This is a genomic window from Rothia sp. QJM3NY_36, from assembly GCF_056173115.1.
In genome coordinates, this window is sequence record NZ_CM149658.1 from 415,129 (window position 1) to 436,607 (window position 21,479).

A 21,479-nucleotide genomic window follows, 5' to 3' on the forward strand; every position below is an offset into this window, starting at 1 on the left:
CTACAGCTCCTGCTCGTGCACCCGGAAGGTCTTCTCGTTGGTGAACTCGCGCAGGGCCCACTGGGCGCCCTCGCGGCCGTAGCCGGAGAGGTTGATCCCGCCGAAGGGGAACTCCGGACCGGACTCCATGTGCGCGTTGATCTGCAGCATGCCCACCTGCACCCGCTCGCCCACGCGGCGGGCCCGCTCCACATCCGTGGACCACACCGAGCCCATCAGGCCGTACGGGGTGTCGTTGGCGATGCGGATCGCGTCCTCCTCGTCCTCGGCCTTGAAGATGTTGACGATCGGCCCGAACATCTCCCGGCAGCCCATGTCCGAATCCAGCGGGGCGTCGGTGATCAGGGCGGGGGACATGAACCAGCCCGGCCGGTCCAGCTTCTCGCCCCCGCAGTGCAGGGTCGCGCCGTCCTTCACGGCCTGCTGCACGGACTCCACGAGCTCATCCCGGGCGGATTCGGAGGACAGCGGGCCCATGTCCGTGTCCTCGGCGTCGTAGTCACCGACGACGGTGGCCTCCACGGCCTTCTTGGCCGCGGCGACGAACTCGTCGTAGATGTCCTTCAGCACGATGAAGCGCTTGGGGGAGGTACACACCTGCCCGGCGTTGGCCAGGCGCAGGGACACGGCCTTCTTCGCCAGGGCCGCGACGTCGTCGGTGTCCAGCACGATCAGCGGGTCGTTGCCGCCCAGCTCCAGCACGGAGCGCTTCAGGTGCTTGGCCGCGATCCCGGCGACCGCGGCCCCGGCCTTCTCCGAGCCGGTCAGGGAGAAGCCCTTCACGCGCGGATCGCCCAGGACCACCTCGGCGTCGGAGGAGTCCATGTACACGTTGGTGTACACCCCCTCCGGCAGCCCGGCCTCCACCAGCAGATCCGCCAGGGCCTGGGAGGACTTCGGGCAGATCGCCGCCTGCTTCATGATGATCGCGTTGCCGACCATCAGGTTGGGCAGGGCGAAGCGGGCCAGCTGGTTGTACGGGAAGTTCCACGGCATGATGCTCAGCAGCACGCCCAGCGGGTCGTGCTTGACGACGGTGCTCACCCCGTCGGAGGGGTGCAGCTCGGTGGGGGCCAGGAACTCCTCCGCGTGCTCGGCGTACCAGCGGGCGGTCGCGGCGACCTTCTTCACCTCCGCGATGGTCTGCGGCTTCGGCTTGCCCATCTCGTGCCCGACGATCTCCGCCAGCTCCTCCTGGCGGGCCTCGAACAGGTCCGCGAAGCGGTTCAGGATCTCCCCGCGCTCGGCGTAGGACCGCTGGGACCAGTCCTGGTAGGCGGCGTCGGCGCGGTCGACCACGTCCTTCAGCTGCTCCTCGGTGAGCGAATCGAAGGTCTCCTCGACCTCGCCGGTGTTGGGATTGGTGACTGCGAAAGTGCTCATGGTCCCCAGTCAACCGCGTGACGCGCACCTCGTCCAGGGCGTGACCAGGGATTTCGGCCTGGGCGGACGGCCCGGATGGACGGCTCGGGACGGAGGCCTGACGACGGCGGACGGGTGCCCGGGGACTCAGAAGTCCCGGGCGGTCTCCGGAGACAGGGCCGGGTTGATCCGCTGCAGGTGGATGCGGCGGGTCAGGCGGATGCACGGGCGCACGAGCATGAGCACGGAGCCGGCCACGAACAGCCACGTGCCCGCGACCATCGTCGCGTCGCTGAAGAACAGGAAGGAGCCGATCAGGAAGATCAGCCCGATCAGCACGTCGTTGACGATCGAGAGGGTCTCGTACAGTCCCCGGATCACCAGCTCGTCGGGTCCGATGCGCAGCTGGATGGGGCGCTGGCCCTGCTCTCCGGCGGCGGGGGCGGCGGCGGTGCGATCCTCGGGGGGTGCGGTCGAATCTGCCATGGGCACATGCTCGCACATCCGCGCGAACCCGACCCGCCGGGCGCCGACCCGCCGTGCCGCGGCGTCGGGCTCAGGCCAGCCCGACGGCGGTCAGCCACACGAGTGCCGCGTTCAGCGCGATGATCGCCGTCGTCGCGGCCCACGCCAGAATCGTCATCCACCGCGGATTCGCGTGCTCGCCCATCAGGGTCCGGTCCGCGGTGCAGCGCACCAGCGGGATCAGGGCGAAGGGGATTCCCAGGGACAGCGCCACCTGGCTGAGCACCAGGGCACGGGTGGGGTCCCAGCCGGCGGCGAGGATCGCCAGCGCCGGGACCAGGGTGATCACCCGGCGCGCCAGCAGGGGGATGCGCAGCTGCAGCAGCCCGGCCATGATGTCCGCCCCGGCGTAGCAGCCGACCGCGGTGGAGGCCAGTCCGGAGACCAGCAGCCCCACCGCGAAGACGACGCCGATCCCGGGACCCAGGGCCGCGGTGACCGCCGCGTGCGCGCCCTCGATGCTGTCCGTGCCGGGGACCCCCTGCAGATTCCCGGCGGCCAGCAGCAGCATCGCGATGTTCACGGACCCGGCGATCACCAGGGCGAAGACCACATCCCAGCGGGAGGCCCGCAGCAGGGCTCGACGCCGCGCCTCGGCCTGCTCAGATCCCGGCTCCGCCGCGTCGGCGTCGGCCCCGGCGTGGTCCACGGACAGCCGCGAGTGCAGGTAGATCGCATGGGGCATGACCGTCGCACCCAGCATGCTGGCGCCGAGCAGCACGGAGTCCGCGCCCTCGAAGCGGGGGATCAGCCCCGCGGCGGTGGCCGACCAGTCCGGCGGGGCGGCGAACAGGCCCGCGGTGAATCCGATGGTGATGATCAGCAGCAGCCCCATGATCACGTGTTGGAAGGGCCGCTGCCCGTGGCGGGACTGGATGCCCAGCAGCAGCATGGACACGATCCCGACGATCAGCCCGCCCCAGACCAGCGGCAGCCCGAACAGCAGGTGCAGCGCGATGGCCCCGCCGATGACCTCCGCGAGGTCCGTGGCGGCCGCGATCAGCTCGGCCTGGGCCCAGAACAGGCGCCGGGGGACCGGGCGCAGCCGACGCCCGAGCAGCTCCGTCAGGGAGGCGCCGGTGACCACCCCGAGCCGGGCGGACAGGTGCTGCACGAGCACGGCCATGAGGTTGGCCAGCACCAGCACCCACACGAGCAGGTAGCCGAACCGGGCCCCCGCGGTGAGGTTGGCCGCGACGTTGCCCGGGTCCACGTAGGCGATGGCGGCCACGAAGGCCGGGCCGAGCAGGCGCCAGCCCCGCCGCGAGGTGATGCTCATGATCTCACCGTAGTCCGGCCACGGAACGGTCCGGACGGTCCGGACGCCCCGGGGGATCCGGGAGGAGGCCGGTGGCCGGCCGGTGACGCGCAGCCGACGCCGCGGCATCGGGCGGGGGAACACCGGGGACCGCCCCGGGCCGAGCCCCCGGAAGCGGCCGCTGACCTGCGATGATCGGTCCCAGGAGTCCGCGCGCGGCGGGCCTTGAGGAGAGGAGCGCGGATGCGCATCGCGGTGTTCGGGTCCGGGTAAGTGGGACTGGTGACGGGGGCCTGCCTGGCCGAGGGCGGGCACCGCGTGGTGTGCGTGGACGTCGACGTCGAGCGGGTGGAGCGCCTGCGCGGCGGGGACTGCCCGATCTGGGAGCTGGGCCTGGCCCCGCTGCTGTCCTCGGGGCTGACCTCCGGGCGGCTGGCCTTCACGACCGAGGCGGCCGAGGCCCTGGATCAGGCGCAGGTCGCGCTGATCGCGGTGGGCACCCCGCAGGGTGCGGACGGGGCGGCGGATCTCACCGCGGTGCACGCGGTGGCCCGCACCATCGGCCGGTGCGCGGACGGGGACCTGCTGGTCGCTGACAAGTCCACGGTGCCGGTGGGCACCGCCGCGGCGGTGCGGGAGCTGATCCGCGAGGAGCTGGAGGCGCGCTTCGCCGAGGGGGCGGCCCCGAGGATCGGGGTGTGCTCGAACCCGGAGTTCCTCAAGGAGGGTGCTGCCGTCGCGGACTTCACCCACGGGGAGCGGATCGTGATCGGGGTGGAGGATGCCCGTGACGAGGAGACGATGCGGACCCTGTACGCGCCGTTCAACCGGCAGCGGGACAAGATCATCGTCATGGACCCGGCGTCGGCGGAGCTGACCAAGTACGCCGCCAACGCGCTGCTGGCCACCAAGATCAGCTTCATGAACGAGATGGCCGGGATCGCCGAGGCCACCGGCGCCGATATCGAGCGGGTGCGCCTGGGCGTGGGCTCCGATCCCCGGATCGGCTACCCGTTCCTGTACGCGGGGGCCGGCTACGGCGGGTCCTGCTTCCCCAAGGACGTCGCCGCCCTGGCCCACACCGCGCGCGCCGTCGGGGTGGATCCGGGGCTGCTGGAGGCCGGGATGCGCGTGAACGAGCGGCAGAAGGAGCGGCTGGGGCAGAAGCTCGCCGAGCTGCTGCCGGACCCGGAGGGGGCGCGGGTCGCGGTGTGGGGGCTGAGCTTCAAACCCCGCACCGACGACGTGCGCGAGGCCCCCTCGCTGGCGCTCGTGGAGCGGCTGCTGGCCGCCGGGTGTCGGGTGCGCGCCTACGATCCGGCGGCCGGGGACACCTTCGCCGCGGCCCTGGCCGCGCGGCTGGGGGTGCGCGAGCTGCCGGAGGCCTACCAGCCGGCGCTCACCCGGGAGGATGCCCTGGAGGGCGCGGACGCGCTGGTGGTGTGCACCGAGTGGGAGCAGTTCCGCGCCTTCGACGCGCAGCTGCTGACCTCCCGGATGGCCGGGCGGGTGATCGTGGACGGGCGGAACCTGTGGGACCCGGAGCAGGTGGCGGCCGCGGGCTTCGCCTACGCCTCGATCGGGCGGGTCACCACCCGGCCCAGCGCCGCTCCAGATCGGGACTGAGCGGGTAGGGCCCGACCGCCGCCGCCATCCCGGTCCCCACCGGGTGGCCCGCCCGCTCCAGGGCCGCGGCCCGGGCGCTGACCAGCTCGGCCGCCACGGCGTCGGCCACCACGGCGTCGCCCGTCTCCTGGGCGGTCCCGGGCAGCAGCAGCCGAGCCCGCCGCTCGGCACCGCCCCGGGGCCCGTCCTCCGCGGCGGCATCCAGCTCCCGCAGCGTCCCGGCCAGCCCGGCCGGGTCGAACAGGGCGCGCACCGCGAGCCGGAAGCGCGGGGCGGGCTCGCCCTGCACGGGCCGCGGGATCGGCGCGGCGCGCACCCGGGGGTCCGCGGCCAGGACCTCCGGAACGCCGATGTCGGGCGGCAGGTGCACCGCGGCGTCGGGCACGGCGGCCAGCAGATCCGCGATCCACGCGCTCACCCGGTCACTGGGGTCCCCCTCGTCATCCAGCGCCGGGCCGGTGAGGTCCGCGATCAGCTGCGGGACGGGGAAGACGACGCCGGCCGGGCGGGTCCAGGGCGCGGGGATGCGCACCGCCAGGGCCCGGGTCTCCCGGTTCTTCACCGCTTTCTGCTCCGGGTCCTCCCGGCCGCCGCGGGCGGCCCAGTCCGGTCCGTCGTGCACCGCCCGCGCTTCCGGGACGTGGCGGAAGGCCGCCCCGGCCTCCCACAGCCGGTGGGCCAGCTCCCAATCCTCCCCGCCGTAGCCGGTCAGGGACTCGTCGAATCCGCCCACGGCCAGGAAGGTCCACCGGCTCACCCCCAGCACCGCGGAGATCACCGCCTGGTGGGTGCGGGCGTCCCCGCCGGCGAGATTCCGGGTGCGGTGGTGGATCTGCTTCAGCCAGGTCGGGGATTCCAGCGGCCGACCGGCGTGGGGACCGGTCAGGTGCGCGTGATCCCGGCGTCCCGTGCTCACCTGCGCGGTGCCTGCCAGCAGCGGGGCGCACAGCGCCGCGAGGTACCCCGGATCGGGGACGGTGTCCCCGTCCAGGAACGCCAGGACCCGGCCGCGAGCGCGCCGGGCCCCGAGGTTGCGCGCCGCCCCCGCCCGGAACCCCCGATCCTCCTGGCGCAGACCCACCACGGCCTCGGGCAGCGTCGGGGCCGCCGGGGAGCCGTCGTCCACGACGATCGTCTCCGCGGTTCCGAGGCCCTCCTGCCGGGCCAGGGCGGCCAGCAGCAGCTCGAGTCGACGGGCCGCCAGGGTCCCGGTGGCCCCGGGGGTCGGATCGGGGGCGCCGTCGTCGTAATAGGGGATCACCACGCTCAGCTCGGGCTGATCCGGGGCGAAGAAGGCGGCGTAGTCCCGGGCGGCCTCCACCCGGCCGTGGGGCAGGGACCCGGGATCCTCGATGCGGGTGAGACCGGGATCCGCGAGGACCTCGCGCAGGCGGGTGAGCAGCTCGCCCGGCGCGAGGGGCAGCACCGTGCCCGGGCGCAGCTGGGCCATCTCCCGGATGTACCGGGAGTCCGCGCACACAGGGCGGCGCCCGAGGCCGATCCACGAGTTCACCGAACCGGAGGCGGACAGGTGCCGGTGCAGGCACAGGGGGGCATCCACCGCCCCCAGCACCGCGGGCAGCTGCGGCTCCGGGACGTATCCGGTGATCCGGAAGATGACCCCCCGCCGCTCGGCTCGCTCCCGCAGCGTCTCGGCCATCTCCTCATGTCCGGCGGCCGTCCGCCCCACGGCCAGCACCACCGGCGGTCCGGCCGGCACCGCCGGGGATCCGACGAGCGCGGCCGCGGCATCGATCGCCTCCTCGTGGCCCTTGCCCGGGTACACGAAGCCGAAGATCCCCAGGACCGGGCCGTGCCCGGCCGGCAGCCAGCGGTCCAGCGGGTCCGCCGCATCCCCTCCGGTGCTGGAAGACTCCGCGGTCGGGCGGGACGCCGCCCCCTGGTCGGGTCTCCGTTGGATACCCGTGGAGGTCCCAGGGGCGGTCCGCGCGGCGGGCGGATCCGGCAGGGGCAGCGGCACCACGGCGATCCGCGGTGGGCGGGCCCCGGGGCCGGGGGCCGCCGGGACCGTCCCGTGTTCGGCGAGCAGGGCCAGCTCGTGCCGGGAGCTGACCACGACTCCGGCCCCGGCCGCCGCGGCGATCCGGGCGTAGGCCCTCCGCCGCCGCGGCAGGTTCCGCGGGCCATCGCTGGGTTGGGGGATGTCGTGCAGGGTCGCGGACAGCCCCGCGCACGCGGCGGCCACTCGAGCCACCCGCTCGGCGGCCTCCTCGGGGCTGGGACCGAACAGCGCCTCCGTGACGTGCAGGTGGACCCGGCGCCCGGCCAGACGCGGCAGGGCCGCATCCAGGGCCGCGGGGTCGGGCACCCGCAGCACGGGGGCGCCCAGGGCCGCGGCCAGGTCCAGGGCGCAGGCGCTGACCCCGTGCTCGGGCGGCCCCGGCACCACGTGCAGCGGCAGAGCGGGATCCCCGGGCGTCGGGGTGTGGGTCGCCTCGCTGCCGATCGCCTCGGGCGACGCCTCTTCGGGCCGGGTCATCCGCGCGCCTCCGGTCGGCGGCGTCGGGCGCCATCCAGGGCCTCGGTCAGTCCCAGCAGCTTCAGGGTCCCGGCGTGGCGGGCGAGCCCGGCATCCACGAACCCCGGATGGCGGGTGTACCAGGCCAGCTGCGCGCGGGCGACCTCCTCCTCGGGGACCCGGACGCCGTCCACCTGCCAGCCGGGACCGGACCACTGCTGCGCGGGCACCCCCGGAAAGGCCGCCCGGGCGGCGGCGGTCACGGGGGCGCGGATCCCGCCGAGCATCTGCGCGTCCGGGGCCTCCGGGGCGGGGTCCAGGGCGAACCCGGCCTCGGCCAGGCGCCGGATCACCAGGGGGGCCACGCCGGTCAGGAAGGCGTTGGTCGGGTGGTTCAGCGTGTGGTGGGTGCGCTGCGCGGGCAGCATCGCGGCCAGCACCGCGGAGGCCGCCACGGCGTCGTGGGCCCGCTCCCGCCGGCGCATCCGCATCAGGGAGTCCGCGGTCAGCCGCCCCACGGCCGCCGGGTCCACGGCCCCGGTCAGCTCCTCGACCAGCCGCAGGGCCCGCGGGAAGGGCAGCCTCCGGGCATAGCGCCGGGACTCCCGGGCCGCCAGCAGCAGGCGCAGGTCGTGATACGGGACCACCGGCGGGTCCACCGACCCGGCGCAGGAGGGCCGGACCGTCACCTGGAACGGGAAGATCCCCGCGAAGCGCAGCACGGGGAAGACCACGACGGGCGCCCCGGCGGGCAGCAGGGCCGCCACCTGCTCGGTGCCCACCGGCAGGTCCCGGTAATCCGCGCGCACCGGCTGGGTCACCAGCGCCTCGGCCCGCCCGGCCAGGCGGGCCAGATGCCCGAGGTCCTCGGTCTCCAGCTCGTGCACCGGCGGAACCCGTACGGCGCAGGCCCCGGCCGTCTCCAGCAGCCGCCGCACGGAACCGGCCTGGCAGTTCCCGTGTACGAGCACCACCGGGCGCCCGGCGGGAGCCAGGGGGCGCAGCCCATAGAACTCGCCGAAGTGCTCCCGGCGGGCCCGCGCGGCATCGGCCGCGGCGGGGGGCGGAAGCGGGGCGGCGGGGCGGTCCGCAGGGGTGGTGAACATGGGCTCATGCTACCGGGATCCGCGCCGTGAGCTGCGTGATAACATCGCCGTATCCCCAGGTGAGACCGGGCTTTTCCGGGTCCGCGGCCTGATCGTCGCGCCTACCCGGTGCTGGCGGCCGCCCGCTTCCCTGACGGCCCATGCAGACCGTCACCACGAGGAAGGTGGGTTCGTGTCCCCCGATCGCGCGCGCATCCCCGCCCGCGTGCTCTCCGTGCCCTCCCACCACCCCTACATCCAGGCGGTCCTGGACCCGTGCGCCGTGAGCAGGTCCTCCCGGATCCGGGCGCGGCGCGCGATGAGACCGCCGCCTGGCGCCCCTCGCCGGTGCTGGACCCGCGGTGGATCCGCCGGCACGCGGAGCGCTTCGACATCGTCCATGTGCACTTCGGCTTCGAGGCCTGTGATCCCCGGACCATCGAGGCCTTCTGCCGGGAGGTGCGCGCCTGCTCCCGGCTGCTCGTGCTCACCGTGCACGACCTGTCCAACCCGCAGCTGCCCGCCGAGCATCAGGAGGGCTTCCTCGCCTGTCTGGATGCGCTGGTGCGCCACGCGGACCAGGTGCTCACCCTCACCCCCACGGCCGCCGGTGAGATCGAGCGGCGGTGGGGGCGCCGCGCCGTCGTCGTGGAGCACCCGCCGCTCCTGCTGGGTCCGGACGCCGCCGCGGCCCCGAGGATCGCGCCACCACGCCGGGAGGACCCTGCGCAGGCCCCGGCGGGCCCGGCCCGGTTGGGCGTACTCCTGAAGGACGCCCGGCCCTCCCTGGACCTGGAAGCCGTGGCGGGCCTGGCCGAGGTCCTGGATCAGCCGCCGGCCGCCGACGGATCGGGTGCCCGCCTGGAGATCCTGCACCACGGCCGCTTCCGGGCCGGCCGGGAGGAGGCCGTCGCCGCCCTGTTCGCCCGGCTGGCCGACCGGCCGACGGCGCGGCTGCTGCGCACCGGGCGCCTGGACGACGCCGCCCTGGAGGCGTGGCTGCGCGGGCTGGACGCCCTTGTGCTGCCCTACGGCCACGGCACCCACTCCGGTCTGCTGGAGCTGGCCTGCGACCTGGGGGTGCGCGTGCTGGTCAGCGACCGGGGGCACTTCGCCGCCCAGCGGCCCGGTGTCGTGAGCGCCGTCGACCTCCACGACCGCGCCGCCCTGGGACGGGCCGTGGAGCAGCTGCTGCGCACACCCCGCCCCGCCCCGATGACCCGGGCCGAGGCCCGCCACCGGATCACCGCGGTGCGCGCCGAGCACACCGCGATCTACCGGAGCCTGCTCGCCCCGCGGGCCCTGGAGAGCGCCGGCGCCCGACTGCGCATCCTCGTCCTGGCGGGGTTCCGCTACCCCCTGGTCCAGCCGCACCAGGGCGGCCTGGAATCCCACGTCTGGTCCCTGGTGCGCCAGCTGCGCGCCCGCGGACACCTGGTCCTGCTGGGCGCCCCCGCGGGCTCGGACTTCCTGGACGCGGGCATCCCCGAGCTGACCTGGCCCCGCTTCACCTGGCCCGTGGACCAGGCGCGCACGGATGCGAGCCTGCCGGAGCCGATCCGACGGCTGCAGGACGAGGCGCTGGACCGGGCCCTGGACTGGCTTCAGGCACATCCGGGCGCCGTCGATGTGGTGCACCATCATGCCCTGTGCGCCCGTGCCCACGAGCGGGCAGGCGACCTGCCCGTGCCGCTGGTCAGTACGCTGCACACCCCGCCGCTGCCGGAGCTGGTGGAGCCGATCCGCCGGGCGGCCGGGCGCGGCGCCGGGCCGGGGGGTCCGGAGACCCTGGTCGCCGTCTCCGAGCACACCGCCGAGGGGTGGCGCGCCCAGGGGGTCCCGGCCCGCGCCGTGCCCAACGGGGTGGACACCTCCGCGTGGACCCTCGGGGCCGGCGGGGAGAGACTGTGCTGGTTCGGGCGGATCGTGCCGGAGAAGGCCCCGCACCTGGCGGTCCTCGCGGCCGCCCGCCTCGGGATGGGACTGGATCTGGCCGGGCCCGTCGGGGATCCCGCGTACGCCGCTCAGCTGGCCCGGCTCTGCCGGGGCCGCGATGTGCGGTGGCGGGGGCCGCTGCGCCAGGCGGAGCTGGCCGACCTCGTCGGCTCCTCCCTGTGCACCCTGGTCACCCCGGTGTGGGATGAGCCCTTCGGGCAGGTGGTCCCGGAGTCCCTGGCCTGCGGCACCCCGGTGGTGGCGGTGCGCCGGGGTGGGCTGGGGGAGGTCTTCGACCGCACCGAAGGGGTCCGGCTGGTCGCCCCCGCCGAGGATCAGGACCGCCTCGCCGCCAGGCTGGCGCGGGAGGTGCGCGTGCTGGCCGCCGCCCACCGCGACCCGGAGGAGCGGGCCCGGCTGCGGGGCCTGGCCCGGGAGGAGGCGGTGCGCCGGTTCTCCTTCGAACGCACCGTGGACGCGCTGGAGCGGGTATACCGGCGCGCGATCCGCGAGCGCGGCCGCACCGCCCGCCCCTCGGCGGCACCGCGGGAGGTGCGGGCGTGATCGGCTGGTATCTGCACCATCACGGGGCCGGGCATCTGCAGCGGCTGCGGGCCATCGCCGCGCAGCTTGAGGCCGAGGTGACCGTGTTCAGCTCCCTGCCTGCCCCGCAGCTATCCGTCACCACCCGCAGCGGGCCGGTGGGCTGGATCCAGTTGCCCGAGGATTGGACACCGGAGACCTTCTGCCCGGATCCGAGTACCGCAGATCCCGTGGCCGGGGGATTGCTGCACTGGGCGCCTCTGCATCACCGAGGACATGCCTCCCGGCTCGCCGCTATCGCCGCGGCCGCCACGGATCTGGAGCTGATGGTCGTGGACGTCTCCGCGGAGGTTGTGCTGCTCGCCAGGTTGCTGGGGGTTCCCGTGGTGGCGGTCACCCAACCAGGAGAGCGGACGGATCTGACTCACCAGCTGGCCTATCGGGCCGCCACCCGCATCCTGGCGTCTTTTCCCGGACCGGATCGGGTTGGACGAGCCGTGTTGGCCAAGGCTGCCCCGCACGTTCTCGAGTTCGCCGAACGCACGGTGTTCACCGGCGGTATCTCCGCGTTGGATGAGACGGCTGGGCCCGCACAGGAGAGGGCTGATACCGTCGCGGGCTCCCGGGTGCTGTTCGTCGGATCCCGCGGCGGTTCTGCGATGACCGCGGAGGCGCTGCGTCCCCTGCTCGCCGCGAGCACCTTCGCTGGGGAGGTGGTCGGGGTCCCCGGCTTCCCGTGGGTCTCGGATGTGCGGAAGCGGATGGCCGAGGCCGACGTTGTGGTGATCAATGCGGGGCTGGGATCTGTGGCCGACGTCGCCCGGTTGGCCCGGCCCGCCGTCGTGCTGGCCCAGGACCGGCCCTTCGGAGAGCAGAACGCCACGGTGCGGTTGCTGCGGGGCATCGGCGTGGTGACCGCCTCCGGCATGCCGGAGATAGGTCAGTGGGATGCTCTGGTGGACCGTGCTTTATCCGCCGGGGGCCCGGCTTGGGGCGGTTGGCAGGTGAGAGGCGCTGCGGATCGGGCGGCGCGGGCAATCCAGGAGCTGGTGGAATGAGCCGCGCGCGCACCGCAGTACTGACCCTGGCCAGTGTGGAGCGGATGCCGCACGTGCGTCGTCAGCATGCCGCCCTTCGGCAGTACCATGGCGACCGCCTCGAGGAGGGGAGTCTCATTCATGTGCTGGCTCTGCTCGGGGATGCCCCCCGGGAGGTCGTCGAGAACCAGGGCTGGCAGGTGGTCCCCGTGACGGAGGGACTGTGCGGGGGACGGGCCAACCTGGCCCGAGCGCGCAATCTCGCCGCGGCGGCAGGGCGGAGAGCCGGGGTTGGCCTGTTGGTCTTCCTCGATGCGGACTGTCTTCCGGCTCCGCGCATGATCGAGCGCTACGAGGCCGCTGCCGCCGCCTTCCCGCAGGCCCTGTTGGCGGGTCCGGTCACCTATCTGGAACCGGAGGAGACCCAATGGGAGTTGACGCGGATCGTCGCTCACCCCCACCCACACCCGGCCCGCCCGAATCCGGCCGACTGCCAAATCCGGTTGACCCGGGTGGTGGAGCACCCCCGGGAGGCCTGGGAGCTGTTCTGGTCCCTGTCGTTCGCGGTGCGTCCCGAGGTTTACCTCCGGATCGGAGGCTTCTCCGAGGAGTACACCGGGTACGGAGGGGAGGACACGGACTTCGCCTACAGCGCCCATAGCGCGGGGGTGGACCTGGCTTGGGTGGGTGGGGCCCATGCCTTCCACCAGTACCACCCGGTCTCCTCCCCGCCGGTAGAGCACCTCACGGAGATCCTCGACAACGCGAGGCTCTTCCACAGGCGATGGGGTGTGTGGCCCATGCGCGGGTGGCTGGAGGCATTCGCCGAACGTGGTCTGGCCCGCTGGGATCCGCAGCGCGGTTGGCTGCTCGCTGAGTGACCGCATGCATGACTGTTCTCCGCCCCGGGACCCTTTTCCCGCCGGAATGGTCGAAGGGCCCGCGGGGGAGGACAATGGGGGCGGCGCAGTCCCATTCGTAGGAGGTCCCATGCCCGTCGCCCCGGAAGATGCCGGCGTGGTCCTGCCGCCCACACGGGCAGGGGGCGCGGGTCGGGCCCCGTCCCCGCGCTACCGCAGCCCCGATGACCTCACGCAGGCCCAGCTCGAGCGCTTCCGACGCCACCTGAGCCTCACCGGCTTCGGCCCCGAGCCCCAGCTGCGCCTGCTCAACGCCCACGCCGTGGTGATCGGGGCCGGCGGCCTGGGAGCGCCGGTGCTCAGCTACCTCGCCGCGGCCGGGGTCGGGCGGATCACCGTGATCGACGCCGACGTGGTGGAGCGCTCCAACCTGCACCGGCAGGTGATCCACGGGGAATCCGTCCTGGGCCGGCCCAAGACCGCCTCCGCCGCCCGGACCGTGCGGGAGCTGCACCCGGAAGCCGAGGTCACCGAGATCCGCGAGGTGCTGGATGCCGGCAACGCCCTGCGCCTGCTCGCCGGGGCGGACGTCGTGCTGGACGGCTCGGACAACTTCCCCACCCGCTACGCCGTGGCCGATGCCGCGGAGATCCTGCGCGTGCCCGTGGTCTACGGGGCGATCCTGCGCTTCGACGGCCAGGTGAGCGTGTTCTGGCCCGGACGCGGACCCCTCTACCGGGACCTGTTCCCCACCATGCCCGGCCCGGGGGAGGTGCCCAGCTGCGCGGAGGCCGGGGTGATCGGGGTGCTGCCCGGGGTGATCGGCACCCTCATGGCCACCGAGGCCGTCAAGGTGCTGGCCGGGGTGGGCGAGCCGCTGATCGGGCGGCTGCTGTTCTACGACGCCCTCACCGCAGGCTTCCGCGAGGTGCCCTTCGCCCCGGATCCCCGGCGTCGGCCGGTCACCCGCATGGGCGCGGCCCGGGACTACGACGCCGCCGCGTGCGCCGTCCCGTCGGCTGACGAGGCCGCGCGGCCCGCCGCCTCCGCGTGCCCGGCGCGGGAGTCCGGACAGATCCCACCGGAGCGGCTGCGGCGCTGGCGCGCGGAGGAGGAGGCCCCTCTGGTGCTGGACGTGCGGGAGGCCTGGGAGCACCGCCTCGGGGCCATCCCGGGCAGCCCGCTGCTGCCCCTGGGGGAGATCCAGCGGGATCCCGCCGCGGCCGCGCACCGGGTGCGGCGCCTGCGGGAGCAGACCGGAGCGGGAGGCGGCCCGGTGGTGCTGTACTGCCAGGCGGGGGTGCGCTCGCGGCGGGCGCAGGAGGCCCTGGCCGCGGCGGACCCGGACACCCCGTGGCTCAGCCTCTCCGGCGGATACGACGCCTGGGAGCGCGAGGACGCCTGAGCGCGCCGGCGGCGCCCCCGGGCCCCGGCCCGGCCCCGGGCGGCGATGCCCGGGCCCGGCGGGGATCAGGCGCTGCGGAAGCGGCTGCGCAGGCTCTCCACCCGATCCTCGAACTTCTCCCTGCGCTCGGCCCGGCGGGACTCGCGCAGCTGACGGCGGGCGGCCTCCGCGGCGGCCTCGGCCGCGGCCTGCTGGGACTCCATCTCCGCGACCACCTCGTCGGTGGGGCGGCGCACGATGCTCCCGCCGCGCTCGGCGACGAAGGCGTCCAGGGCGGCGGTGTCCGGCTCATCGGTCTCCAGCACCAGGGCGTTGCGCCCGGGCTGCACGGTGCGGCCCAGCTCCTCCAGGGCGGAATCCGCGCTCTGCGCGCGGTCCAGATCGAACAGTCCGCCCAGCATGGCCCCGGTGCCCAGACCGAAGATCATGCCCAGCGGCCCGCCGAGCACCCCGATCATCATGCCGATGAGGCTGCCGCCCGCGGTCCCGGATCCGATGCCGGGATCATCCCCCTCGGGCACGCGCAGCCGGCCCTGCTCATCCCGCTCCACGAGGGCGGTGGAGCGGACCAGGGAGGACAGAGAGGAGCCGCGCAGCTCGGACAGGGCCTGATAGGCGGTGGCGTCCTCGGGGAAGGTGACGACGGCGGCGTACTGGGTCATGGGGAACCTCCTGCGGTCTCGCGGGGCCGACATCGGAAACGCGCGGCGGCGCTGGAGCGGCCCGGGCCCGCCGGACCGTGCCCCGTCTGCCCTCAGTCTACTCCGCCGGAGCCGCCTGGACAAGACCCGGCCCGGAGGGGTCGGTCGCGGGGGCGACGTCGGGCGGCTCAGCCCTCCGTGGGGTCCTCGCGGTGCTCGTCGCTGCGCAGGTGCTCCGGCAGGAGGCCCACCAGGCGGCCCACCAGCACCGAGTTCACCTTCTGGGAGAACGCCTCGATCAGGGGGCCGTTGAAGAAGGCGGTGGCGAAGGTGCCCACCCCCACGGGCCCGCTGCACAGCCAGGCGGAGGTCACGGTGAGGATGTCCTGCACCGTGCGCACCCAGCGGTAGGAGAAGCGGGTCTTGTCCACGATCATCGGGGCGATCGCATCGTACGGGGCGGTGCCCACCCCCGCGGACATGTAGGCGCTGGCGCCGAAGTCGAACACGGCGATGCCCAGGAGGAAGAACAGCGCCTTGCCGCCCAGTCCCAGGTCATCCGGGATGACGGGATCCAGCAGCGCGGAGAACCAGGTGATGAAGTACCCGGTGAGCACCATGTTGATCACGGTGCCGACGCCGATGTACCCGCGGCCCCAGATCACCACGGCGACGATGAGGATGGCGTTGGCCAGCAGCTGCCAGGTGCCCAGGGACCACCCGATGAGATCGCTGATGCCGGTGTTCAGCGCGGTGAACGGGTCCACGCCCACCCCGCCGTCCAGCATGATGGCCGCGCCCAGGCCGATGACGGCCACCCCGACCAGGGCGTAGGCGGAGCGCAGCGCGATCTCGGCCGCGGACAGGTGCTTCCCGTGGGTCATGCTCGCCACGTCGGGCCTCGTTTCGGGTCGGAAGGGCCCGCCGTGGGTGCACACGGCGGGGGACGACGGCGCGGCGGCCCCGTCGGCGGGATCGTCCCACCGTAGCCCCGCCCCCGGCCGGGGTCCAAGGCGGGGGCGGGGCTGGGATGACGTGATCTCCGTCCCCGGGGCTATGCCGTCCCGTGGCGGTGCTGGACCTCCTGCGCCTCGGTCCTGTCGGCGCCGCGGCGCTGCAGGATCCGCTGCGCGCTGGCCTCCGGGGAGAGATCCAGCCGGCGCAGCAGCTGGGCGTTGGCCGCGACCACCACGGTGGAGGCGGACATCAGCAGCGCGCCGACGCTCATCGGCATCAGGAAGCCCACCGGGGCCAGGACCCCGGCCGCCAGGGGCACGGAGACCAGGTTGTACCCGGCGGCCCACCACAGGTTCTGCCGCATCTTCCGGTACGACGCCCGGGACAGCTCGATCACGGACAGCACCGAGCGCGGGTCCGAGGAGGCCAGCACCACCCCGGCCGAGCCGATCGCCACGTCCGTGCCCGCCCCGATGGCCAGGCCGACGTCGGCCCGGGCCAGGGCGGGGGCGTCGTTCACGCCGTCGCCGACCATCGCGACCCGGCGGCCCTCGCCCTGCACCTGCTCGACCTTCGCGGACTTGTCCTCCGGGCGCACCCCGGCGAAGACCCGGTCGATGCCCAGCTTCCCGGCGACATCCTGGGCCACCGCCTCGGCATCGCCCGTGATCATCGCGACCTGCACCCCGGCGGCGTGCAGCGCCTCCACGGCCTCGCGGGACTCCGGGCGGACCTCGTCGGCCAGGCGCAGAGCCCCGGCCACCGTCCCGTCCACGACCACGTGCAGGATGATCGCGCCCTCATCGCGCCAGGAGGAGGCCTGGGGCAGCTCCTCGAGGTCGTGCTGCTCCAGCAGCCGCGGGCCGCCGACCTCCACCGTCGCGCCGTCCACGCTCGCGCTGACCCCGACCGCGGGGGAGGAGGTGAAGTCCTGCGCCTGCGGCAGCCGCACGGAGCGCTTCCGGGCGGCGGCGAGGATCGCCCGGGCCAGCGGGTGCTCGCTGTCCTGCTCGGCGGCCGCCGCCAGCCCCAGCACGCTCTCCTCCTCCCGGCCCTCGGCCGGGTCCACCGCGGTGACGGCCGGCTCCCCGCGGGTCAGGGTCCCGGTCTTGTCGAAGAACACGGTGTCCACCCGGCGCATGGCCTCCAGGGCGGAGCGGTTGGAGATGAGCACCCCCGCCTTCGCGGCGCGCTCGGTGGCCAGGGAGACCACCAGCGGGATCGCCAGGCCCAGGGCGTGCGGGCAGGCGATGACCAGCACGGACACGGTGCGCACGACGGCGTCGTCCGGGCGACCCAGCGCGAACCACACGATCGCGGTGATCACCGCCGCGCCCAGCGCGAACCAGAACAGCCAGGCCGCGGCCCGGTCGGCCAGCAGCTGGGCGCGGGTCGAGGAGGACTGGGCGTCATCCACCAGCCGGCGGATCCCGGCCAGGGCCGTGTCCTCGCCGGTCGCGGTGATCTGCACGCGCAGCCCCGAGTCGGTCGCGATGGTCCCGGCCACCACGTGCTCGCCCTTCCCGCGGCGCACGGTCCGGGACTCCCCGGTGACCATGGACTCGTCCATCGCGGCGGCGCCCTCGAGGATCGTCCCATCGGCCGGGACGGAGGAGCCGGGACGCACCAGCACGACGTCGTCCACCGCCAGCTCGTCCGGGGAGACGGTGACGACGTTCTCGCCCTCGACCTTCTCCGCCTCATCCGGCAGGAGGGCTGCCAGGGAGTCCAGGGCGGAGGAGGTCTGGGCCAGGGAGCGCATCTCGATCCAGTGGCCCAGCAGCATGATCACCACCAGCAGGGCCAGCTCCCACCAGAATTCCAGACCGGAATCCAGCAGGTGCAGGGTGGCACCCCAGGAGGAGAGGAAGGCGACGGTGATGCCCAGGGAGATCAGCAGCATCATCCCGGGGGACTTGCTGCGGATCTCGGAGACGGCGCCGCTCAGGAAGGGCTTCCCGCCCCAGACGTACATCACGGTGCCCAGCACCGGGGCGATCCAGCGGACCCACTCGGCATCGGGCAGGGAGTAGCCCAGCAGGTGGGCGAAGCCGTGGCTGAACACCGACACGGGCACGGCCAGCACCAGCATGATCCAGAACAGCCGGCGGAACATCATCACGTGGTGCTGCATGTGCCCGCCGCCGTGCCCGGCGTGCCCGCCGTGGTGGTCGTGCCCGGCGTGCTGATCGTGTCCGCCGTGCCCGGAGTGCCCGTGCCCGCCGTTGTGCTGGTCGCGGTGCTGGCCGTGGGACTCGCCGCCGGCGTGCTCGTCGTGCCCGGCGTGGGGATCGCTCCCGGCGTCGCGGTGGTGGGTGCTCTCCTCGGTGCTCATCGGCTCTCCATCTCGCTCTGCACGACCCAGCGGTGGTTGGTCACGGTCTGTCCGTCAGGGGTCGTGTAGTCGACGATGTAGACCGGTTCGTCGGTGGAGGAGACGATCGTGGCCTGAGCCCCGTCCATGCCCTCCATGTGGTCGGCGTCCAGGGTGACGCGGGTGCCGTCGGCCAGGCGCTGGGAGCCGGCGTCGCGGATCTCCTGCTGCACGACCCAGCGGTGGTCCTTCACCTCGGGCCCGCCGGTGGTCGGGGTGTAGTCCACGGCGTAGGTCCAGGTGTCGTAGGCCCCGACGACGGTGGCTTCGGCGCCCTCCATGCCCTGCATGTGATCGGTGGTCAGGCGCACCTGGGAGCCCACCGGGTAGCGGGGGTTCTGGGCCGTGGGGATGTCCGTGGGCAGCGGGTCCCCATGGGAGTGGGCGTGGTCCATCCCGGACATGCTGGCCGCGGGGGAGGCGCTGGCGGAGGACGCGGCGCCCGTCGCGTGCTCCGCGGGGTGGGAATCGGCGTCGCCGCCGGCGGAGCAGCCGGCGAGCAGGACGACGGCGGCCGCGAGGGAGGCCGCGGCGGGGGCGGTGCGCAGATGCGGCATGGCGATGATGGTTCCTCTCGGTGCGGTGGGTCCTTCTCCTTTCAGTAGTACACCCCCTGTCAAGTACCCCCAGGGGGTATTCACGGGCGGTGGGGGCAGACGGCCGATCCTGACCACCTTCCCGGCTGTGATCAGCGCGAATGCCGGTCGGGGAGGGGTGCGGGCCCGTCCGACGGCGGTAGCCTGGGGATGCGCGCCCGCTCCTCGGGCGCCGTTCCCGAGGAAAGGCAGGACCCGATGCAGATCCCCGCGCAGACCCAGCCCTGGCCCGGCTCCACCGCGGCCATGGACCCCCAGCCGGATCACGGCGAGCAGTCCTACCGCGGCAGCGGGCGCCTGGAGGGCAAGCGCGTGCTGCTGACCGCCGGGGACAGCGGCATCGGCCGCGCCGTCGCCATCGCCTACGCCCGGGAGGGCGCGGACCTGGTGATCTCCTACTACGACGAGCACGACGACGCCGAGCAGACCCGCCCGGTGGGTGCGCGAGGTCGGCCGGAAGGCCGTGCTGGTCCCCGGGGATCTCACCGACCCCGAGCACTGCCGGGAGCTGGTGCGCCGCACCGTGGAGGAGCTGGGCGGCATCGACGTGCTGGTCTCCAACGCCGCGTTCCAGATGGTCCGCGAGCAGATCACCGACATCCCGGATGAGGAATGGGACTTCACCCTGGCCACCAACCTCTCCGCGATGTTCCACCTGGTCAAGGCCGCCGTGCCGCACATGCAGCCGGGTTCCAGCATCATCGGCTCCACCTCCGTGAACTCGGATATGCCCCCGCAGCAGCTGCTGGCCTACAACGCGACGAAGGCGGGGATCGCCAACATGATCGGCTCCCTCTCCCAGTCCCTGGCCCCGCGCGGCATCCGCGCCAACTCCGTGGCCCCGGGCCCCATCTGGACCCCGCTGATCCCGGCGACCATGCCGGAGGAGATGGTCGAGGACTTCGGCGGGGACTACCCCGTGGGCCGGGCCGGGCAGCCGGCCGAGCTCGCGCCCGCCTACGTCATGCTCGCCGCGGACGAGTCCAGCTACGTCTCCGGGGCCCGCGTGGCCGTCACGGGAGGTCAGCCGATCCTATGAGCGCCGTCGACTCCGAGACCGCCGCCGAGACGACGGGCGCCGTCGAACGCCACACCATCACCACCTCGGACGGGGTGCGCCTGTCCTACACCGACGAGGGCGCCGGTCGGCCCGTGGTCATGATCCACGGGTGGACCTTCTCCGGGAGGTTCTTCGACGGCGTCGCCTCCGAGCTGGCCCGCGGGCACCGGGTGATCCGCCTGGATCTGCGCGGGCACGGACGCTCCGAGTCCCCGGACCACGGGTACCGGATGTCCCGGCTCAGCGCGGACCTGCACGAGCTGCTGGAGGCCCTGGATCTGCGCGAGGCCACCCTCATCGGGTGGTCCCTGGGCTGCCCGATCATCTGGGGTCTGCTGGAGTCCTTCGGCTCCGCGAGGGTCGCCCAGGCCGTGTACATCGACCAGACCCCGGCGCAGTACCGCACCGCGGACTGGCCGTGGGCCCACGCCCAGTGCTGGGACGACGCCGCCCTGGCCGGCCTGCAGGCCGCCATCGCCGCCGACCCGGCCGGCCAGGACCGCGAGCAGGTGCCGACCATCCTGCAGCGCGAGCCCACCGAGCGGGAGCGGGAGCTGTTCCTGGCGGAGATGGGCCGGTGCCGCCCGGAGGTGCGCAACGCGGTGATGCAGAACCACACGCGCCTGGACTGGCGCGACGTCATCCCGCACCTGTCCGTGCCGGCCCTGGTGTGCGTGGCCCGGCGCAACGTCGTCTTCGACTGGCGCGGCCCGCACTGGGTGGCCGAGCACCTGCCCGACGCCCGGGAGCGGATCTTCGAGGACAGCCGCCACGCGCTGTTCCTGGACGAGCCGCAGGCCTTCGTCGAGACGGTCCGGGAGTTCCTGGCGGAGGCGGACCGATGAGCGGGATGCCCTTCGCCTTCGGGATGAACGAGTTCACCACCCAGCCGTGGAGCTTCGAGCGGGACCTGCGCGAGTGCGCGGACCTCGGGGTGCAGACCTTCGAGCTGTGCTAGGCCAAGCTGGCCGAGGGTGCTGCGGGCCGGGAGCAGCTGGAGGCCCTGCGGGAGTCCGGGCTGCCGGTGTGCTCGGTGCAGCCCGCGGTGCGCACGGCCGTGCCCAGCGCGATGCAGCCGAGCCCGAAGGGCGCCGACGAGCGGATCGCCGCCTACCGGGCCAGCCTGGAGCGGCTGGCCCCGGTGGCCCCCGGGGCGGTGTTCGTGACCAACACCGGGCCCGCCCCGGACGGGGACATGCACCGCGGCCTGGAGGAGGCCGTGCGCTTCCACCGGGAGCTGGCGCCGGTGGCCGCGGACCTGGGGGTGCGCCTGGCGGTGGAGCCGCTGAACCCGATCTCCCTGAACGCGGAGACGATGATCTGGACCTTCGCCCAGGCGGTCGAGCTGATCGAGCGGACCGGCGTCGAGGGCCTGGGGCTGTGCCTGGACACCTGGAACCTGTGGCAGGACCCCCTGCTGGAGGAGGGGATCCGCAGCCACGGCGAGCTGATCTCGATCCTGCAGGTCAGCGACTGGCGCACCCCGCGCTCCGGGATGGACCGGCGCAGCGTGGGCACCGGGCCGATCCCCACCGGGCGGCTGCTGCACGCGCTGGCCGAGTCCGGCTACACCGGGGCCTGCGTGGTGGAGATCTTCTCCCAGGGGGTGCCGGATTCCCTGTACGACGGGGACCTGCGCGCCCTGATCCGGCAGAACCGGGATGCCCTGGAGCAGGCGTGGGAGCGGGCCGCCTGAGCCGACCCGGTCGGGGCGCCCCCGCCTGAGCTGTGGGACC

16 protein-coding genes and 1 pseudogene are annotated in these 21,479 nt (G+C 74.0%); 8 read left to right on the plus strand and 9 right to left on the minus strand.

The features are described 5' to 3' along the window. From AC0VXQ_RS01810 to AC0VXQ_RS01820, 3 genes are all read right to left on the minus strand, one after another. Positions 1–1,383, minus strand: a complete 1,383-nt coding sequence (locus AC0VXQ_RS01810) for an aldehyde dehydrogenase family protein (RefSeq protein WP_058730369.1) — start codon at positions 1,381–1,383, stop codon at positions 1–3. Positions 1,384–1,509: 126 nt separating this feature from the next. Continuing rightward, the gene (locus tag AC0VXQ_RS01815; RefSeq protein ID WP_081046281.1) at positions 1,510–1,848 is read right to left on the minus strand and encodes a YrhK family protein; all 339 of its coding nucleotides are present in this window, start codon (positions 1,846–1,848) and stop codon (positions 1,510–1,512) included. 70 nt (positions 1,849–1,918) lie between these two features. Next, on the minus strand, positions 1,919–3,166 hold the full coding sequence (locus AC0VXQ_RS01820) for an Nramp family divalent metal transporter (protein WP_058730372.1): 1,248 nt from the start codon (positions 3,164–3,166) through the stop codon (positions 1,919–1,921). Between the two features lie 252 nt (positions 3,167–3,418). Here AC0VXQ_RS01820 and AC0VXQ_RS01825 point away from each other — a divergent pair, with 252 nt between their 5' ends. Then, the gene (locus AC0VXQ_RS01825; protein ID WP_269148350.1) at positions 3,419–4,771 is read left to right on the plus strand and encodes a UDP-glucose dehydrogenase family protein; all 1,353 of its coding nucleotides are present in this window, start codon (positions 3,419–3,421) and stop codon (positions 4,769–4,771) included. On the opposite strand, the gene AC0VXQ_RS01830 is transcribed toward AC0VXQ_RS01825, so the two are convergent. Next, positions 4,734–7,271, minus strand: a complete 2,538-nt coding sequence (locus tag AC0VXQ_RS01830) for a glycosyltransferase (protein ID WP_058730368.1) — start codon at positions 7,269–7,271, stop codon at positions 4,734–4,736. The genes AC0VXQ_RS01825 and AC0VXQ_RS01830 overlap by 38 nt on opposite strands. Then, a complete protein-coding gene (locus AC0VXQ_RS01835; RefSeq protein WP_058750841.1) occupies positions 7,268–8,356 on the minus strand; it encodes a WcbI family polysaccharide biosynthesis putative acetyltransferase in 1,089 nt (362 codons plus the stop codon). The genes AC0VXQ_RS01830 and AC0VXQ_RS01835 overlap by 4 nt, the downstream gene beginning before the upstream one ends. A 255-nt stretch (positions 8,357–8,611) precedes the next feature. Between AC0VXQ_RS01835 and AC0VXQ_RS01840 the strand changes: the two genes are divergently transcribed. From AC0VXQ_RS01840 to AC0VXQ_RS01855, 4 genes are all read left to right on the plus strand, one after another. Then, positions 8,612–10,834: a glycosyltransferase gene (locus tag AC0VXQ_RS01840; RefSeq protein WP_328798703.1), complete on the plus strand. Its 2,223-nt coding sequence runs from the start codon at positions 8,612–8,614 to the stop codon at positions 10,832–10,834. Then, positions 10,831–11,871, plus strand: coding sequence for a glycosyltransferase family 28 protein (locus tag AC0VXQ_RS01845; protein ID WP_061225407.1), 1,041 nt, complete (start codon positions 10,831–10,833; stop codon positions 11,869–11,871). Before AC0VXQ_RS01840 ends, AC0VXQ_RS01845 begins: the two co-directional genes overlap by 4 nt. Further along, on the plus strand, positions 11,868–12,731 hold the full coding sequence (locus AC0VXQ_RS01850) for a galactosyltransferase-related protein (protein WP_058743517.1): 864 nt from the start codon (positions 11,868–11,870) through the stop codon (positions 12,729–12,731). The genes AC0VXQ_RS01845 and AC0VXQ_RS01850 overlap by 4 nt, the downstream gene beginning before the upstream one ends. 109 nt (positions 12,732–12,840) lie before the next feature. After that, positions 12,841–14,115: a HesA/MoeB/ThiF family protein gene (locus AC0VXQ_RS01855; protein ID WP_081101560.1), complete on the plus strand. Its 1,275-nt coding sequence runs from the start codon at positions 12,841–12,843 to the stop codon at positions 14,113–14,115. Between the two features lie 65 nt (positions 14,116–14,180). On the opposite strand, the gene AC0VXQ_RS01860 is transcribed toward AC0VXQ_RS01855, so the two are convergent. The 4 genes from AC0VXQ_RS01860 to AC0VXQ_RS01875 all read right to left on the minus strand — a co-directional run bounded on the left by AC0VXQ_RS01860 (position 14,181) and on the right by AC0VXQ_RS01875 (position 18,644). After that, on the minus strand, positions 14,181–14,777 hold the full coding sequence (locus AC0VXQ_RS01860; RefSeq protein ID WP_058730550.1) for a DUF1269 domain-containing protein: 597 nt from the start codon (positions 14,775–14,777) through the stop codon (positions 14,181–14,183). A gap of 167 nt (positions 14,778–14,944) precedes the next feature. Continuing rightward, positions 14,945–15,640 (minus strand): YczE/YyaS/YitT family protein, encoded by a 696-nt coding sequence (locus tag AC0VXQ_RS01865; RefSeq protein WP_058730554.1) that lies wholly within the window; start codon positions 15,638–15,640, stop codon positions 14,945–14,947. Between the two features lie 170 nt (positions 15,641–15,810). Continuing rightward, on the minus strand, positions 15,811–18,048 hold the full coding sequence (locus tag AC0VXQ_RS01870) for a heavy metal translocating P-type ATPase (protein ID WP_058730549.1): 2,238 nt from the start codon (positions 18,046–18,048) through the stop codon (positions 15,811–15,813). Then, on the minus strand, positions 18,045–18,644 hold the full coding sequence (locus tag AC0VXQ_RS01875) for a YdhK family protein (protein ID WP_058730548.1): 600 nt from the start codon (positions 18,642–18,644) through the stop codon (positions 18,045–18,047). Before AC0VXQ_RS01875 ends, AC0VXQ_RS01870 begins: the two co-directional genes overlap by 4 nt. A gap of 237 nt (positions 18,645–18,881) precedes the next feature. On the opposite strand from AC0VXQ_RS01875, the pseudogene AC0VXQ_RS01880 reads away from it, so the two are divergent. The 3 genes and pseudogenes from AC0VXQ_RS01880 to AC0VXQ_RS01890 all read left to right on the plus strand — a co-directional run bounded on the left by AC0VXQ_RS01880 (position 18,882) and on the right by AC0VXQ_RS01890 (position 21,439). After that, positions 18,882–19,722: pseudogene (locus AC0VXQ_RS01880) on the plus strand (SDR family oxidoreductase). Next, the gene (locus AC0VXQ_RS01885) at positions 19,719–20,588 is read left to right on the plus strand and encodes an alpha/beta fold hydrolase (RefSeq protein WP_064725428.1); all 870 of its coding nucleotides are present in this window, start codon (positions 19,719–19,721) and stop codon (positions 20,586–20,588) included. The pseudogene AC0VXQ_RS01880 and the gene AC0VXQ_RS01885 overlap by 4 nt, the downstream one beginning before the upstream one ends. Positions 20,589–20,746: 158 nt before the next feature. Further along, entirely contained in the window at positions 20,747–21,439 is a 693-nt protein-coding gene (locus AC0VXQ_RS01890) for a sugar phosphate isomerase/epimerase family protein (RefSeq protein WP_397548257.1), read from the plus strand. Positions 21,440–21,479: the final 40 nt, after the last annotated feature.